Source organism: Flavobacterium salmonis (assembly GCF_903819435.1).
Taxonomy (GTDB): Bacteria; Bacteroidota; Bacteroidia; order Flavobacteriales; family Flavobacteriaceae; genus Flavobacterium; species Flavobacterium chungangense.
Genome location: NZ_CAIJDP010000074.1, coordinates 171,093 through 189,492, shown reverse-complemented (window position 1 = coordinate 189,492; position 18,400 = coordinate 171,093). Strand labels below are relative to the sequence as shown.

General features: G+C 33.7%; 11 protein-coding genes. 2 read left to right on the top strand and 9 right to left on the bottom strand.

Going from position 1 to position 18,400, the window contains the following annotated elements; all coding sequences use genetic code 11:
- Positions 1–363: 363 nt before the first annotated feature.
- The 6 genes from secDF to FLACHUCJ7_RS15275 form a co-directional block, all read right to left on the bottom strand.
- Positions 364–3,339, bottom strand: a complete 2,976-nt coding sequence (gene secDF, locus FLACHUCJ7_RS15300; protein ID WP_180909484.1) for a protein translocase subunit SecDF — start codon at positions 3,337–3,339, stop codon at positions 364–366.
- Positions 3,340–3,564: 225 nt separating this feature from the next.
- On the bottom strand, positions 3,565–4,500 hold the full coding sequence (gene mdh / locus FLACHUCJ7_RS15295) for a malate dehydrogenase (protein ID WP_078229942.1): 936 nt from the start codon (positions 4,498–4,500) through the stop codon (positions 3,565–3,567).
- Positions 4,501–4,607: 107 nt separating this feature from the next.
- Positions 4,608–6,548, bottom strand: coding sequence for a DNA topoisomerase (ATP-hydrolyzing) subunit B (gene gyrB, locus FLACHUCJ7_RS15290; protein WP_078229941.1), 1,941 nt, complete (start codon positions 6,546–6,548; stop codon positions 4,608–4,610).
- Between the two features lie 282 nt (positions 6,549–6,830).
- Positions 6,831–8,447 carry an asparagine synthase B gene (gene asnB / locus FLACHUCJ7_RS15285; protein WP_180909483.1) on the bottom strand — a complete coding sequence of 539 codons (1,617 nt, stop codon included), beginning with the start codon at positions 8,445–8,447 and terminating at the stop codon, positions 6,831–6,833.
- A 208-nt stretch (positions 8,448–8,655) separates the two neighbouring features.
- A complete protein-coding gene (asnB, locus tag FLACHUCJ7_RS15280; protein WP_180909482.1) occupies positions 8,656–10,329 on the bottom strand; it encodes an asparagine synthase B in 1,674 nt (557 codons plus the stop codon).
- Between the two features lie 532 nt (positions 10,330–10,861).
- Positions 10,862–11,311 carry a hypothetical protein gene (locus FLACHUCJ7_RS15275; RefSeq protein ID WP_180909481.1) on the bottom strand — a complete coding sequence of 150 codons (450 nt, stop codon included), beginning with the start codon at positions 11,309–11,311 and terminating at the stop codon, positions 10,862–10,864.
- A 192-nt stretch (positions 11,312–11,503) separates the two neighbouring features.
- On the opposite strand from FLACHUCJ7_RS15275, the gene FLACHUCJ7_RS15270 reads away from it, so the two are divergent.
- Positions 11,504–12,049: a DUF2911 domain-containing protein gene (locus FLACHUCJ7_RS15270; protein WP_180909480.1), complete on the top strand. Its 546-nt coding sequence runs from the start codon at positions 11,504–11,506 to the stop codon at positions 12,047–12,049.
- A 69-nt stretch (positions 12,050–12,118) separates the two neighbouring features.
- Here the strand turns inward: FLACHUCJ7_RS15270 and FLACHUCJ7_RS15265 are convergent, their stop codons facing one another.
- The 3 genes from FLACHUCJ7_RS15265 to FLACHUCJ7_RS15255 all read right to left on the bottom strand — a co-directional run bounded on the left by FLACHUCJ7_RS15265 (position 12,119) and on the right by FLACHUCJ7_RS15255 (position 17,976).
- Complete coding sequence (locus tag FLACHUCJ7_RS15265; protein WP_180909479.1) at positions 12,119–13,873, bottom strand: TonB-dependent receptor; 1,755 nt, start codon at positions 13,871–13,873, stop codon at positions 12,119–12,121.
- 130 nt (positions 13,874–14,003) lie between these two features.
- Positions 14,004–14,867, bottom strand: coding sequence for a PhzF family phenazine biosynthesis protein (locus tag FLACHUCJ7_RS15260; RefSeq protein ID WP_180909478.1), 864 nt, complete (start codon positions 14,865–14,867; stop codon positions 14,004–14,006).
- Positions 14,868–14,961: 94 nt separating this feature from the next.
- A complete protein-coding gene (locus FLACHUCJ7_RS15255) occupies positions 14,962–17,976 on the bottom strand; it encodes a tetratricopeptide repeat protein (protein WP_180909477.1) in 3,015 nt (1,004 codons plus the stop codon).
- A gap of 209 nt (positions 17,977–18,185) precedes the next feature.
- Here FLACHUCJ7_RS15255 and FLACHUCJ7_RS15250 point away from each other — a divergent pair, with 209 nt between their 5' ends.
- Entirely contained in the window at positions 18,186–18,341 is a 156-nt protein-coding gene (locus FLACHUCJ7_RS15250; RefSeq protein WP_180909476.1) for a hypothetical protein, read from the top strand.
- The last annotated feature ends 59 nt before the right edge of the window (positions 18,342–18,400 follow it).

Here is an 18,400-nt window from a genome sequence, read left to right as displayed (position 1 = left end):
CCCCTCCTTAATAAACGCTGATCTTTTAAATCCTTAAATTGTCTGTCTTCCAAAATTTGGCTTTTTCAAATATAAACATTTTTGTGTCCAGACGGTAGGCTCCCATCAGGGCTAAATTAGAAATTACCATTTCAAAAGACCTGACTGTAAGTATGTACAAAGTATAAAATTTTTAAAAAAAGTCTTTTAGTACAAATAAACTCGAACGCAAATAAATAACAAACAGTTATTAACTTCTTTACTAAGAAATCAGAATTATTGATTCTTATTGTTTTTAGTATAATCCATTTTTTCTCTTATAAAAAATTAAGAAAAAAAAGATCCAACTCTCGTTGGATCTTTTTATAATTTGAAAACTACTAACTATTCTTTAATATTATGTTTGTCTTCGATCATATGTTTCTCATCTTTAGAAATCGTATCAACCAATACCGGTGTAGCGATAAATAACGAAGAGTAAGTTCCTACCACAATACCTACTAACATAGCAAAGATAAATCCTCTAATTGACTCTCCACCAAAGATAAACATCGTTAACAATACAATAATCATCATTAATGAAGTGTTCAATGTTCTTGATAATGTAGTATTAATAGAAGCGTTTACGATATCTTCAAAGCTACCTTTACGGTTTCCAACAATAAACTCTCTAACTCTGTCAAATACAATTACAGTATCATTCATAGAATAACCAATAACGGTAAGAATCGCAGCGATAAAGTGTTGATCCATTTCCATGTGGAAAGGCATGAACTTATAGCATAAAGAGTAAATTCCTAATACAAAGATTACGTCATGCGCTACAGCTGCAATCGCACCTAATGAATATTGCCATTTACGGAAAGAAACCATTAAGTAAAGGAAAATTGCCGCCATCGCTCCAAGAACCGCCCAATATGAGTTTGTTTTAATATCTTCAGAGATAGAAGCTCCAACTTTAGAAGATTGTAAAACTCCAACTTTTTTACCGTCAAAAGTATTAGTAAATTTATCATAAGTAACATTAGGGAAATATTTCGCCAATGATTTATATAATATTTGATTCACTTCTTCATCAATAGCTACTCCATCTTCTTTGATTTTGTATTTTGTTGTGATTTTCAACTGATCATCATCACCTAAAATTTTAGCTTCAACCGGAGTTCCGAAAGCTGCAGATAACTCATCTGAAACAACTGTAGCATCTACAGGTTTTTCAAATTTCACCTGAAAGGTTCTTCCTCCAACAAAATCAACACCTTCATCTAATCCGTTAACGAAGAAGATAGAAATTAAACTTACAACCACTACAATTGAAGAGAAGATATAAGTGAATTTTTTGATTTTAATAAAGTCAAAGTGAAAATTAGTAAACCAGTTTTTAGTAATATTAGTAGAGAACGTTAAATCACCTTTTCCAGCAATATTTCTGTCAATAAAAATTCTTGCAATAAAGATTGATGTAAACAATGACGTTACAATACCAATAAGCAATGTTAAAGCAAAACCTTTAATTGGTCCTGTTCCAAAAATAAACAAAATTGCTCCGGTTAAAACGTGAGTAACGTTTGCATCAATAATAGAACGCATTGCTCCATGCCATCCGTAAGAGGCAGTAACTGCTTCAGATAATGATTTACCTTCACGCAATTCTTCTTTTGCTCTTTCAAATATAATAATGTTCGCATCTACGGCAGTACCCAATGTCAATACGATACCTGCAATACCTGGTAATGTTAATACAAAACCAAAACTTGCCATAATTCCGAACAAGAAAAGTAAGTTTAACAATAACGCAAGGTTAGCATACAAACCTGCTTTACCATAATAGAATACCATCCATCCGCAAACTAATAAAAATCCTAATATGGATGAAATTGTTCCTGCATCAATTGCTGCCTGCCCTAAAGATGGCCCAACAACAGTCGATTGAATAATATCAGCAGAAGCCGGTAATTTACCTGCATTTAATACGTTTGCTAAATCTTTAGTTTCAGCCACATCAAAAGAACCTGTAATTTCAGATCTTCCTCCAGCAATTGGTCCGCTTGTTACTCCTGGTGCAGAATAAACTACATTATCCAAAACAATAGCAATATAGCTTTTTTGAGAAAAAGCCCTTCCTGTCAATTCTTCCCAAATTTTAGCACCCTGGCTATTCATTTGCATAGAAACAGCTGGCTTTCCTAATTGGTCAAAAGTATCTTTTGCATCCGTAACCACACCTCCGCTCATAGCAGGAGCATTATCTCTGTTTCCTTTTAAAGCATATAATTCAACAGCTTCAACATCTTTTCCTTTAGCATCTTTTGTAGTAGTTGGTTTGCTCCAAACAAATTTTGCATTATGTTGGTCTGCAGCCAATAAAATTCTGATTTCAGGTCTTTTAAAGTACTCGTTAACAATTGCAGTATCTTTTGGCGCAAAATAACCTAAAACCGGTCCACCACCCTGACCAATCATTTTGTCAAATAATGGATTGTTTCCTTTTTTAGTATCAACTGAATCTTTAGCGTCAGTCAATAAAGCATTCAATGAATCTTTAACAACAGCTTTAGTTTCTGTTTTTTTGATTTCAGTCTTTTTTAAAGCCTCGTTAGAAGCTACTAAAAAGTTTCCGATTTCTTCAATTTTAAAAGTTTCCCAAAACTCTAATTGAGCTTTTCCTCCTAATAATTTTTTAATTCTGTCAACATCCTTTGCACCTGGAAGTTCAACTAAGATTCTTCCTGTTTCTCCTAATTTCTGAACATTTGGCTGAGTAACCCCAAATTTATCGATACGCTCTCTTAGTACTTTAAAAGCACTTTCAACAGACTCATCAACTTTTCTTTTAATTACTTTTTGAACTTGTGCATCAGACATTTGAAAATCGATACCACCTTCGCCCTGTAAACTTCTGTTTGCAAAAATATCTGGCGAAGCTAATTTTGTAGTTCCGTTTGAATTCGCTTCAAAAGCTTCAAAAAACTTATTTAAATAGGTTTTGTTTCCTTCTAAATTTGCACTTGCATCAGCTAATGATTTATTAAATACAGGGTTTTTAGAATTGTTTGCCAATCCTTTCAAAACATCTTTTATAGAAATCTGAAGAATCACATTGATTCCTCCTTCTAAGTCAAGACCTTTATTTAATTGTTTGTTTTTTACTTCATTATAAGTAAAATCAGTAAAACCAAGATTCAATACTTTTTCTTTACCAATAGAATCCAAATATTTTAATTCTTTGTCAGGATTGTTTCCTGCTAAAGTCTTAGCTTCACTTTTGACATTATTAGCCACAAAAGTGAAAGAAAGTTGGTAAATACTTACCAATGCAAATAGAATTGCGAAAAATTTAATAAGTCCTTTATTCTGCATTATTACTAAAAATTAATTATGTTTTATTGTTTATTTTGTTTTAAAGTCCCATAAAATAAGCCCTGACATGATTTTTAAAAACTAAAAAACTAAATCACGAATTACCACATTTTTTTTAAACCGAGCAAATATATAATTCTCGAAAAGATTAACCAATTTATTTATTAATTAATCTCAAAAAAAAGACTGCAAAAGTGCAGCCTTTTTCTTTTTTTTCGAAAATCTTTATATTAAAATCGACTTTAAGGCATCATTCATACTCCTAACCGCATCTGCACTCTTCGCAAACAGCGCTCTTTCATTCTCATTTAATTGAATGTCTAAAATTTCTTCAACTCCATTTTTACCAATTATACACGGTACTCCAATACATATATCTTTTTGCCCGTACTCTCCATCTACAAAAACAGAGCATGCTATCATTTTCTTTTGATCATTCAAAATACTATCTACCAAAAAAGCAACTGAAGCACCAGGAGCATACCAAGCTGATGTCCCTAAAAGTCCTGTAAGCGTAGCTCCTCCTACCATCGTATCGGCCGCAACTTTTTGCAATACTTCTTCTGAAAGGAATTCCGTTACCGGTATTCCATTATAAGAAGCGAGACGAGTTAACGGAATCATAGTGGTGTCACCATGGCCTCCAATTACCATTGCTGAAATATCATTTGCAGGCTTATCTAAAGCTAAAGAAAGATAGGTTCTGAAACGTGAACTGTCTAATGCTCCGCCCATACCAATTATTCTATTCTTAGGCAATCCGGTTGACTTTAAAGCTAAATAGGTCATGGTATCCATTGGATTAGAAACTACAACTATTATGGTATTAGGTGAATGCTTTAATAAATTCTCGGCAACTGTTTTTACAATTCCTGCATTAATACCAATTAATTCCTCACGAGTCATTCCCGGTTTTCTTGGAATTCCTGATGTGATTACGACTACATCACTTCCGGCAGTTTTAGAATAATCATTGGTTACACCTGATACTTTGGTATCAAAACCTGTATTAGTTGCACATTGCATAATATCCAATGCTTTACCTTCGGCAAAACCTTCTTTAATATCCAACAATACAACTTCGCTTGCTATTCCTCTATAAGAAATAACATCCGCACAAGTGGCTCCAACATTTCCTGCTCCTACAATGGTAACTTTCATATTTTATACTTTATTGGTTATTAATTAATTCGTTTATTTATAATCAAAAAATTCGTTTAATCGTTTAGTAAATTTAAACAATTAAACGAATTTACAACTAAATTTTATTAGGCATCAATGTTAGCATAAACTGCATTTTTTTCTATAAATTCTCTACGCGGCGGTACTTCATCCCCCATTAACATAGAAAAAACCCTGTCAGCTTCAGCTAAACTATCAATATTAACCTGGCGAAGAGTTCTGAAATCAGGATCCATTGTAGTTTCCCATAATTGTTCTGCATTCATCTCTCCAAGACCTTTATAACGCTGAATAGCTGCACTACCTCCCATTCTTTCATTCGCCTGATCACGCTGAACATCATTCCATGCATATTCTTTTTTATTTCCCTTTTTAACTAAATACAAAGGTGGAGCTGCAATGTAAACATGACCTTCTTCAATCAATTCTTTCATAAAACGGAAAAAGAACGTTAATATTAAGGTAGAAATGTGACTACCATCGACATCGGCATCACACATGATAATTACTTTATGGTAACGCAGTTTTGAAAGGTTCAATGCTTTACTATCCTCTTCTGTTCCCACAGTAACACCAAGCGCAGTAAAAATATTTCTAATCTCTTCGTTTTCGAACACTTTATGGTGCATTGCTTTTTCAACATTCAAAATCTTACCTCGCAAAGGTAAAATAGCCTGAAAAGCACGATCACGACCTTGCTTGGCCGTCCCACCTGCCGAGTCTCCCTCGACAAGATAAACTTCACATCTTGCAGGATCCTGCTCAGAACAATCTGAAAGTTTTCCTGGCAATCCACCACCACCCATAACGGTTTTACGTTGTACCATTTCACGTGCTTTTTTCGCAGCGTGACGGGCTTGGGCAGCCAAAATTACTTTCTGGATAATGATACGGGCATCATTTGGATTTTCTTCCAAATAATTTTCCAGCATTTCTCCTACAGCCTGAGAAACCGGAGAAACTACTTCTCTATTTCCTAACTTAGTTTTTGTTTGCCCTTCAAATTGTGGCTCGGCAACTTTTACAGAAATAATAGCTGTTAATCCTTCACGGAAGTCATCTCCCGCAATCTCGAATTTCAATTTATCCAACATCCCGGAAGCATCGGCATATTTTTTAAGGGTTCTTGTTAAACCACTTCTAAAACCTTGTAAATGCGTTCCTCCTTCGTGTGTATTAATATTATTTACGTAAGAGAAAATATTCTCTGTATAACTTGTATTATAAATCAAGGCAACTTCAACCGGAATTTCGCCTTTTTCATTATCCATACTGATAACGTGAGAAATAATTGGTTCACGGTTACCATCTAAATAACGGATATATTCTTTTAAACCCTCATCAGAATGGAAAACTTCAACTTTGAATTCGCCCTTATCATCAACTTCTCTTTTATCTGTAAAAGTGATTGTGATTCCTTTATTCAGGAAAGAAAGCTCACGCATACGTGCTGATAGAGTATCATAAGAAAACTCCGTTGTTTGAGTAAAAATAGTATTATCAGGGTAAAATGTCTGACGTGTACCTCTTTTATCTGTTTCTCCGATTTGTTTTACCGGATATAATGATTTTCCTCTTTCGTATTCCTGCTCGTAAATTTTACCGTCTCTAAAAACAGTAGACTTCATATGAACAGAAAGTGCATTTACAACTGAAACCCCAACTCCGTGCAAACCTCCGGAAACTTTATAAGAATCTTTATCGAATTTACCTCCGGCACCAATTTTGGTCATTACAACCTCAAGTGCAGAAACGCCTTCTTTTTTATGTAAATCAACCGGAATACCACGACCGTTGTCTTCAACAGTTACCGAACCGTCTTCGTTTATTGCAACACCAATAGTATCGCAATGTCCTCCCATCGCCTCATCAATAGAGTTATCCACAACTTCATAAACCAAATGGTGCAGCCCTCGAACCCCTACATCTCCAATATACATCGATGGACGCATTCTTACGTGCTCCATTCCTTCTAATGCCTGAATACTATCTGCTGAATAATTGTTCTTCTTGATTTCTTCGCTCATATAATTTATTCTAAAAAAATGTAATTATTGTCTTAACACGCAAATATATAAAAACGCAATTTATATACCTCTTAAAAATACCATTTAAAGCCCTAAGTTATTAACACAATTGTCTGAAAAATCAAAATATAAATCTAAAAGCTAACTTTAAATTACAATTTCTTAAATTACAGATTCTAAAATAAGAATAGCACAAAAAACCAAAATAAGCATTAAATGTTATTTCAGTTTTTTAAATTAATTTTCAAATTCAAATTTGAAATATAAAAATAAGTTTAATTCTTAAACAGTCACACCGGCTTTTGCGATTTCAGTATCTGCATTTAGATGTGCCGCATTAGCTCTCCCGCTTGGATCAAGGTTATCCTGCCATTTCGGAATCCATTTCCTTACTGTTTGTGCTGCACTGACCTGTGGATAATATTTATGAAAAATAGACCTGTACAAATACGCCTCTTTTGTTGTTGGCGAATTATACGGAAATTCTACACTCGAACCAGCCAATTGTTCATCTGAAACCTGAGAAGCACAATATTTAATTAACTGATCTACCCAATTATAACCCACTCCGTCTGAAAATTGTTCTTTTTGTCTCCATAAAATTTCTGATGGCAAGTAGGGATCTTCGGTTGTATCAAAAGCTTTTCTTAAAATATATTTTTCAACAGCTTCATATGTTTTTGGCTGTTTTTCCTCTGTTTTAATTCGGATTGCAACATCCAGGAAATCTTTATCTAAAAATGGAACTCTGAGTTCTAAACTATGCGCCATTGTCGATTTATCAGCTCTTAATATATCAGCAGTAAACAGCTTTTGAACCCTTTCGATCGTTTCCTTTTGAAACTCTTCTGAAGATGGCGCATTTCTAAAATACAAATGTCCTCCAAAAACTTCATCAGCTCCTTCTCCCGAAAGTATCACTTTTATACCTTTTTCTTTTACTGCTTTAGCGAGCAAATACATTGGCACTCCAGAACGCACTGAAATAATATCATAGGTTTCAATGTGATAAATTAATTTCTCTAGAATTTCAACTCCCTGCTCAACAGTAAAATGAATTTCATGGTGCTCTGTTCCAAGAAATTCCGCTGCTTTTCTTGCCGCAATATTATCCGGAGAATCAGCATCTAAACCTATAGAGAATGAATGTAATTTTTCTTTGCTTCCAGCTAATAATCGCGATGCAATAGCCGAAGTCAAAGATGAGTCTAAACCTCCTGAAAGCAATACTCCAACATTCACATTACCCATTAAACGTTTACGGGTAGATTCAATCAAGGATTCTCTTATCAAATCTAAATCAAGGGGTTGATTTGCATTTTCGTATTCCTCATATTCAGGTTCATAATATTTCACAAAACCCGTTTTTGCTGTATAATAATGACCTGGAGGAAATGTAGAAAACGACTTGCACTGATCCGCAATTGATTTCATTTCGGAAGAAAAATAAATTCTTCCTCTTTCGTCTAGTCCATAATACAAAGGCTTGACCCCTACAGGATCTCTTCCGGCAATATAATCATCGCCATCAACAACTACAAATGCGAAATCCCCATCCAGTAAATTACAAAAATCATAACCAAATTCTTCGTATAAATGAACTATTACTTCCGAATCTGATTTTGTTTTAAATGCATGATGTTTTAAAATTACTTCTCTTAATTTCTGATGGTTATAAATTTCTCCATTATGAACCATCCATGCACTTTTTGACCCCTGAATTGGCTGTTTACCTGAATGCAAATCCATAATAGACATCCGTTCACTGGCCAGAATGCTTCCATTTTCCATAATATGCAAATCACTATCATCAACCCCTCGATGCGACATTCTTTTAGAAAGTTCTTTTACGAGTTGCGGGTCTTTTCCTTTACCTATAACGGCTAATATCCCACCCATACTATTCTGTTTTAATTATGTATTTATTCCTGACTTGATTCTGCAAAATTTCTTCTTTCGGCGAAAGCCAAATATAAAAAATTCAAATAAACATTTAACCTGCAAATAATTAAACTCACAAAAAAACGTTTTAAACAAGTTTTATAAACCAAGAAAACGCCCTCAGAGAGAACGTTTTCTGTACTATTAAGTTCTAAATTAAACTTTATTATTTTTGATAAGCATCATCGTGTACACTTGCAACCGCTCTTCCAGATGGGTCATTCATGTTTTTGAAAGCCTCATCCCACTCCAAAGCAATTTTTGTACTACAAGCGACACTTGCTTCCTGAGGCACGCATAATGCCGCTGCATCACTTGGAAAATGTTCTGTAAAAATGGAACGATAGTAGTATTCTTCTTTTGAAGTTGGTGTTTGTAATGGAAATTTAAATCTCGCATTTGCTAATTGCTCGTCTGAAACTGCTTCTGCTACCACTTCTTTCAAAGTATCAATCCAGCTGTAACCTACTCCATCAGAAAATTGTTCTTTTTGTCTCCATGCTACACTTTCCGGCAACATATCTTCGAAAGCTTTACGAACAACCCATTTTTCCATTGGATGTTCTTTGTTGATCATTTTATCCTGAGGATTGATGCGCATGGCAACATCCATAAATTCTTTATCTAAGAACGGAACACGACCTTCTATTCCCCAGGCTGCTAAACTTTTGTTTGCACGCAAACAATCGTACATGTGAAGTTTACCTAATTTACGAACGTTTTCTTCGTGAAATTCTCTTGCGTTTGGCGCTTTGTGGAAATATAAATATCCTCCAAATAACTCATCTGCACCTTCACCAGAAAGGACCATTTTGATCCCCATAGATTTGATAACTCTTGCCATTAACCACATTGGAGTCGAAGCTCTTACCGTAGTCACATCATACGTTTCAAGGTTGTAAATCACATCACGAACAGCATCTAAACCTTCCTGAATTGTAAATTTAATTTCGTGGTGAATTGTCCCGATATGTTTTGCGACAACCTGAGCAGCTGCTAAATCAGGAGAACCTTCCAATCCAACTGAGAAAGAGTGTAACTGTGGATACCATGCATCTGTAGTATCATCTGACTCAATACGTTTTTGAGCGAATTTTTTAGCTACAGCAGAAGTAATAGAAGAATCCAAACCTCCTGAAAGCAAAACTCCGTAAGGAACGTCACTCATTAATTGTCTGTGAACTGCTGCTTCTAAAGCTTCCTTAATAGCAGGAATACTCGTTTCGTTATCTTTTACAGCATCATACTCTGTCCAGTCTCTTTTGTACCATTGTACAAATTCACCGTCTTTGCTTGTCATATAATGTCCCGGAGGGAATAATTCAATTTTTGTACAATATCCTTCTAAAGCTTTCAATTCTGAAGCTACATAGAAAGTTCCATCTTGGTCCCAACCGATGTATAATGGAATAATACCCATATGGTCGCGAGCAATAAAATACTCATCTTTTTCTACATCATAAATTGCAAATCCAAAGATTCCGTTCATTTCGTCTACAAAATGAGGTCCTTTTTCTTTGTAAAGAGCCAGAATAACTTCGCAGTCACTTTCAGTCTGAAAGTTATATTTTCCTTCAAATTGTTTACGCAATTCTCTGTGGTTGTAGATTTCGCCATTTGCAGCCAAAACCAATTTTTTATCTTCAGTAAATAACGGTTGTTTTCCAGAAGCAGGATCAACAATTGCCAAACGCTCATGCGAAAGAATGGCTTTATCATTGCTATATATCCCGCTCCAGTCCGGTCCGCGGTGACGAATGATTTTAGACATTTCTAATACTTGAGGTCTTAAGGTTTCGGCTTTTTGTTTAAGATCAAAGGCACATACAATTCCACACATAATTTTATATTTTTTTATTTTTAATTTTATTTTGATAGGGCAAAGATGAAGTATTAGTTACAATTGAGAAACACAAACAACAACATCAGTTACAAATATCAATCAAAACAATCAATTTACATATTAAATGTAAAATTTCAATATATAAAAAAGCTCTGAACTTGAAATTTTTAATTTTAAACTTAAATTAAGACACAAAACACAGGGTTTCGAAAATGTTCTTGAATTAAATTTAGTCATTTTAAAAAAACATTAAAATATCCCAAAAGAGAATAATCAAAAATACCTAAAGAATGCTTTTATAACATTTAAATCATTCGAATTATTATGGAAGTGATTTAAAAAAGTAAACAATTCCAATGATTATTAACATTATTATCATCATCCAGTTTTTAAAATTCCCTGCTTGTATCTGAAACTTATACAGCTTATTGTTTTCAGTAACATCTTTGTGCCAAAGTTTATGAAGTTTATAAAAAGCAAAAGCAGCTACAAATAAAGAAAAGCTACATATTAAAAAAAGATAGTCCATTTAATTAATTTTTTCAATCAAATACTTTGTTCCGTTAATCTCAAAAGTAAACCCAACTTTATTGCCCATTAAATGATTCCCTAAAGGCGATTGCGGAGAAAGCGCAATAACGTTTATTCCGTCAATTGTAATTTTAGGTAACGCTACACTTACATACAAATAGATCCCGTTTGCTTTTACCAAACTTCCTGAAACAATATTTTCTGTTGTTTTCGTGGAATCAATTTTATCTAAAACTGCTTTCTGGGCTATTGCTTCTTTTAATTTATTAGTTAGTTTTTCCTGCTCGATATGCATCATCGACAAAGCTGTTTCATGTTTGTCTCCGGCAGAACCTTTGGCATCATTTTTAGAATCTTCGGTCAGGCTTGAAATCATATCCCTGAAAACATCTATCCTGTCCTGAACCATTTGTAAATAGTGAGAATGTATTTTTTTCTTGAAAGTCATTTTTTTTTAAAGATACTGAGGTTTTAATTCACAAAGATGCAAAGCTTTTTTACAGCCGCAAAACATGTTTCATTTATTTTTCAGTCTCAGATTATACCGACCTTCTTCAGGGGATAAAAAAATTAACACGATGTTTTTTATTTTCTGACAAACAATCTATAATTTTAACACTCATTAATTTTAAATATAAATATGAAAAAATCAACAATTATCACGACAATTGCTTTTGCAGTTACAATGCTTTTATCATCAAATGTGAATGCTCAAAAATTTCCTGATTTAGACAAAAGCCCGATGGATGCGGCATCTTATCCAAATGACTATAAAGTAAGTGCTAAAATTGCTAAAATTACTTACAGCAGACCTCAGTTAAAAGGGAGAAGTGTAAGTGAATTGGCTCCAAATGGAAAAGTTTGGAGAACAGGAGCAAATGAAGCTGCAGAAATTACATTTTACAAAGATGTAAAATTAGGCGACACTAAAATCAAAGCAGGAACATATACCTTCTTTACTATTCCTGAAAAAGATTCTTATACTGTTATTCTCAACAAAGATCTGAATGCTTGGGGTTCTTATACCTACAAAGCCGAAAATGATGTAGCAAGATTAAAAGTACCGGTAACTGAAGGAACTGACTCTTTGGAAGCTTTCTCAATGGTTTTTACAAAAGCAGACAAAGGAATTGTTTTAAACCTAGGCTGGGATAAAGTAAGAGTAGCGGTTCCTTTTACAGAATAACAACTACTGGAATTCAAAAAAAAATAGCTTCCTGATTTGGAAGCTATTTTTTTTATATAATGAATTCTCTTAAAAATCAAATTTGTAATTCGCACCGCCCAATACCTGAAATCCTTGTACCGGATAATTCAGCCATTTTTCATAAGCCTGATTTCCAATGTTATTTAATTTTAGAAAGAAAGTCAGACGTTCACTGAATTTATATCCTAAATGGGCATTGGCATCAAAATAGCTTTTTAAGGTAACCAATTCCGGATCAGTCGTCAAATCTAAATTAGCCTGCATGTCTTTACGTTCACCCACATAAAAAATATTCAATCCAGCATACCATTGTTTGGTAATATTTACGTCCAGATTAGAACTTAATTTTATTGTTGGCAAGTTCCATGTTTCTGCTGGCGCATCAGTTTTATAACTATTAAAAGTTCCGTTGATTCCAAAAGTAACATTTTCAGAAAAATCTGCTTTTAATTCTGCATAGAAACGAAATGTTCTGATGTCTTCATAAACCACTCCAAAAGAGTTTCCGTAAGCGTAACTCTCGTTTGAAAAATCTTCTGTGTAATCATTGCTTTTAAACAAAGCCTTGTTTTTTTCATTCAGATAAGAACCTGTCAGATTATAGCTTACATTGTTCGCTAATTTCCCTTTCAAACCTGCAAAAACATTGTATTGAGTACTTGATGGCGTCATATTTAATGTTGGTGATAAAAACGGATTTTCGTTTACAAAATCAGCGTATGAATTCTGATTTAAAGTTCCATTTACTCCCGTGTAGAAAATCATTAAATCTCCAACCAATTTATACGAAGCATTTACTTTTGGGTAGATATAAAACTTGTTTCCGCTATTTTCAGAATCCAATGCATAATATAATCCTGCTCCTAATTCTAAAGTCCAGTCGTTTTCATTTACCACAAAACTTGGCTCAATTCCAAAATTGGTCAAACTATATTTTACAGCATCAGTATTGGTTTTGAAATAATTATTTTCGAAACTTCCGCTTACGTGGTCTATAACTACATTCGTATTAATTGAATGATCCATTACATCAACTTTAAAAGTAGGTTTCAGGTAAAAACGATTTTCTGAAGAAGAAAAACTATCTGAAAAGTGTGTGAATTTTGTTGCTATTTTGCTAAAAACACTTTCATTGAATTCAAAATTCCCGCCGACTGAAATTGTGTTATATGTATGTCCCGGGTTTATTTTGTTTATTAAATCAAAACGATCCTGAGGAAGCAAAGACGCACCAAAATCTTTTGGAAGACCGTACCAGTTGTAAATTTGATTTTGATATCCTAACTCCACATTCCATGACATATCTCTGTTGTTTTGACCATAACCAACATTTAATGCCGTGTCATAAAATTCATCATTCAAAAGCACATCTTTAATTCCGCCTTGTGACGAATGATGACGTAACATTCCAGATACAAAATCGTTATTTCCCAAATCCTGATTCACAAATAATTCAGCGTTCAGTGTGCTGTAATTCCCTAATCCAACAGTTGCATAATTATTAAACAGACGCTCCTGTTTTGATTTCTCAACATTTACCGCTTTCCCTTTTGAAGGCGTAAAAGTAGAAGCTACAGGAACTGATAAAATACTATATTTAATAGTTTCTTTTGGCTGATTCCCTTCATCGTCCAGCGAAGGAGTTTCCTTTACTTTATTAGCATCTGATATCGTTGGTGAATACGGTTTTACCACGTTTACCGTTTCTGTTCCAATGTTTTCATTTTTCTTTTGGGCAAATGAAAGCTGAAAAACAAACAGCAAAATCAAAATGATGGTTTTATTCTGGAAATTAATTTTCATATTTTATACTTTTTTGTAAAATGTATTCTGTGAAGTGTAAAATGTAAACTGTAAAAATAGTTCTCAGGTAACATTTCACTTTTCACTTTCACAATTATCTAATTTTATAATTCTTAAATTTTCTAAATTATCAGGCTTCCCATTCACCTTTAGCTACAAACTGGGCTTTTCCTCCTATTTTAATATCAAAATCATTTTCGGTTAATTTCCCTTTAAAATGAATTTGAGAAGGACGGCCGATATAATCTCCCTGATAATTGATTAATTCTAATTCTGGTTTATGATTTTTTAAGAGATAAGCCTGTAAACAGGTACTTGCACTTCCTGTAGCCGCATCTTCAACTAACTGATTGTGTTCGATATACAACATTCTGCTAAATAGTTCTGAACCTTCCAAATAATAAAAATACAACCCTTGGTGAGCTGTTTTACAATTGTTTTTCAGCCATTTATCGGTTTTGTCTTTATCTAAAACCAAATTTCCCAGGGCTCTTTTGCTGCTTAATCCAACCATAATAAAAGCACTTCCGGTTGTCACTTCCTGAATTGGAAATTGATTCTCAAAATCGCTGACTTTTAAATTACTGAACAATGTAAAATCTTCTTTCGAAAAAACATCCCAAAATTTCGGCTGCGCAGCTTTTAACCAAATCAAATCCTGAGATTGGTTAATAGCTATTGGCCCAATCGGTACATTTAACTTTATATTTTCAGGCGAATTTTCAAATATTTTATTCATCAAAACCCACGAAGTTCCAATTATTGGATGACCCGCGAACTGCATTTCATGAGCAGGTGTAAATATTTTAATTTCTGCTTTATTATTTTCTTTATCAAGCTTTGTAACAAAAGTGCTTTCTGCAAAATTAATTTCGCGGGCAATCTTTTGCATTTCTTCTGAACTTAAATTTCCGGCATCTAAAAAAACAGCCAATTGATTCCCGGCATATTTTTTATCTGTAAAAACATCAACTATATAAAAGGGTAAACTCATTTTTTTTCTTTTTTAGAATCAAGAGTAAAGAACAAAGAATATAGACTTCCAATCTTTGCTTCTATCTATATTCTATTCTCTTTGTTCTTGACTCTTATTTGGTGATAGACGAATTTGTTTTAGACTCTTCCAATTTGATTGCGGTTAACTCTCTTTTTGCTTCTTCAACAACATCCGGATAATCTGTAAAATTGTTGATTACGTTATCCAAAATATACGTTGCCTGATAACTGTCTTTTAAACCGTAGAAATTTTTCGCCATTAAAACTAAGCTCTTCGCTCCGTAATATTTATATGCAGAATAGTTTTTTGCTAATTTCTGAACGGATACATTAGAAGCATCATATTTTCCTTCTTTTGTTTTAAAATAAGCATCATAATACAAAGCCTCTGCTGCCAGTTCTCCTTTTGATGTTGCTGACAATTTTGCGTAAGCGGCTTTTGCTTTGTCTTCGTCACCTGTTTGCATTGCTGCTCTTGCTACAATAATTTGTGCATCAGCTTTTACGTTTGCATCTGCTTTAGAATTTTGCAGTACCTTATCGGCATATGTAACTGAGTTACTATAATCTTTTTTATCGTAGTAACATTTCATCAAATTAGCCTGAGCAAAGTTTTGATTCTGAGACGAATCAGATTCTTCGCTTAAGCGAACTAAAACCGGAATTGCCTTATCACAATCTTTTGCTTTCAGAAAAATCTGAGCCAGTTTATTTAGTGACTGCTCAGTAAATTCATTTCTTGGCTGCGCGGTTACATATTGATAGTTTGCAACCGACTTCGTTTCTGAACCTTCTGTATAAAGTAATTGTGCCAGATAAAAATTAGCTTCCAAAGAATGTAAGCCTGATGGAAATTTACTCACATACCCTGTAAAACCAATGATTGCCTGTTTATTGTTACTTTGACTGTATTGTTTGAAAGCAGCATCATAAGTATCATTATCCAATTCTGCATCTGTTACCGAAACAAAATCCAGCGTTCGAACCCACGTAGCATATTCATCTACTTTTCCGGAATCGACATAAATCAATCGGGCTGTAGAAACTGCTTCGAGAGCTTCAGGAGTTTTTGGGAACTCAGCAGCTACTTTTTTGAATTTTGTCAAAGCTTGTTCGTCGCGATCTGAATTGTAATAAATCAAACCTTGTCTCAAAATTGATTTTGAAGTAAACAAACCATTATTATATTCTGAAATAAGCTGATCGTAGGTTTTAATAGCCTGGTCATTCTTTTTGTCTGCTACATACGTATTTGCTAATTCGAACAAAACATCATCACGATATTCTGATTTTTTATACATCTGAAGGAAATTATTGAGCTCATCAATTTTCTTGTCGTTTCTGGACATGAACCCATATGAAATCGCTTTTTGAAATTGTGCATAATCGGCATCCACACCTTTTGCACTGATTGCTTTTCCGTATGCTTCCATTGCCTGGGCATATTTAGAAGTTACAAATCGGCAATCTCCCAAACGCAAATATGAATCGTTCAGACGAACTTTATCACCCGGAGCATTATCAATTTGAGCCTGAAATGAATTTCCTGCCTGATCATATTCTTTCAGTTTAAAATACGTGTATCCAATGTTATAATTGATATTTTTATATTCGTCAGTTGTTTTTGCAGCAGCTAAACCTGCGAATTGTTTGTAACTCAATAATGCATTTCTAAAATCATCCGTTACGTATTCAGATTCTGCTTTCCAGAAAGTCGCACGGGCAGTAAATTCTGGGTTCTTTTGTTCTTTAACAGCACCATTGAACATTTTTAAAGCCTCAGCATAATTAGATTCGTTGTATAATTCTAAACCTCTGTAAAAAAGCACTTTTTGATAGGCCAATTTATTTTCCGGAGTTCTGTTTTTCTCCAGTAACACCAAAGCTTCTTTGTAATTTTTAGTCGAAATATAAGAATCAACCAATAGTTTTTCTACTTCAGAACGGCTAGAATTGTTTGGATATTTTTTTAAGAAATCAAGCAAAATACCAGGAACAGTTTGATACGCATTCCCAATTTCGTAACTTAATTTTGCATAATTTAAAGCAGCATCTTCCTGAATTTGGGCATTAAAATCCATTTCAGAAGCATTTTTAAACGCATTCAAAGCTTCTTGTTTTTTACCTGTGTTCAGATAAGCCAAGCCCAAATGATAATAGGCATTCTGCGCAACAAAATCTTTTCCTTCAATAATTTTATTGAATTGTGAAATCGCTTTTTCGTATTCTTTTTGTTCGTAATAAGCATAACCTAATTGGTAGAAATCGGTATTATTCCATTTTCCTTTTCGTCCTGCATATTGCTCTAAAAACGGAGTCGCTTTGCCGTATTGCTTTAAATTGAAATAACTTTCTCCGATAATTTTATTTAATTCTGATTTTTCAACAGCATTTGATTTAGCCATTGCAGCTTGTCCTAATTCAATTGCTTTTTGAAAATTCCCCAGTTTAAAATTCATATCAGCCTGAAAATACGAAAGCTTTTCCTTGTATTTTTCTTCGCCGGAAACCTCATCAAAATATTTGGTGGCTTCTTTGTAATCATCGCCTTCATAAGCCATAAAACCTAAATAATATTTGGCTTGCGAACCAAACTCTTCTGAATTTACTACTTTGTTAAAATACGTTGTGGCTTCTTTTTTCTTTTTGGCATTGAAATAACTATACCCTTTTTGGAAATTAAACTTATCCAAATCAGATTTACTCATGTAACTTTCGTCAACCTTGTCAAACCATTGTAATGCTTTTGGATAATCTCCCTGTTCGAAGAAATAATGAGCAACCTCAATATAAGCCTTATTTTGTTTGGTACTTGTTGGATAATCTTCAACAAATTTTTCCATTAATTCGTCAGCATTTGACTGATTGGTTCTTATGGCACAATTGGCAATATAATAAGCACAATCTGATTTAATTTCTTCTGTCGTGGCCTGATTTTTTACATATTCAAAAATATGTTGGGCCGAGGCATATTGTTTGTCATTATATAAAGTCAGTGCTTTATCAAAATCCTTTAAGTCGTAGGTATATATAGCTGATTTTTGTGCCGAAACCATAGCCGAAAAAAGGACTAATGGTATTAAAAAGAACCAGGAAAGTTTACGCATTTTTATTATGTTTAGTATTCAAATGTATCATTTTATACCGTTTATAACGAAACGTTTTGCGCTTTTATTATCAACAAAAATTCTAACTGATGTGATTTAACAGCTTCTTAAGACTTAAAATATTGGTTCTCAAAATTCTTTAAAAACAGAAACTGTATGATTCCCTTAAGGTTATTTATTACAATCCGATCTTTGAAAAACAAAATACGATGATTACCGGAGATCGCATTAAGGATGGAAGCGGCATCCTTTTTGCGGCTCCTTTAGCCGGAAAAAGATATAGCGGACAGCCTGACCCGCTTTTTCTGCGGGGAATGCCCAAAAATTCCAATAAGTTATCTTACCTTACATTTTCTAAGAAATGATTAAAATTTATTTTGAATCCAATCCTTAACTTATTACTTTTACATTCAAATCAATTATT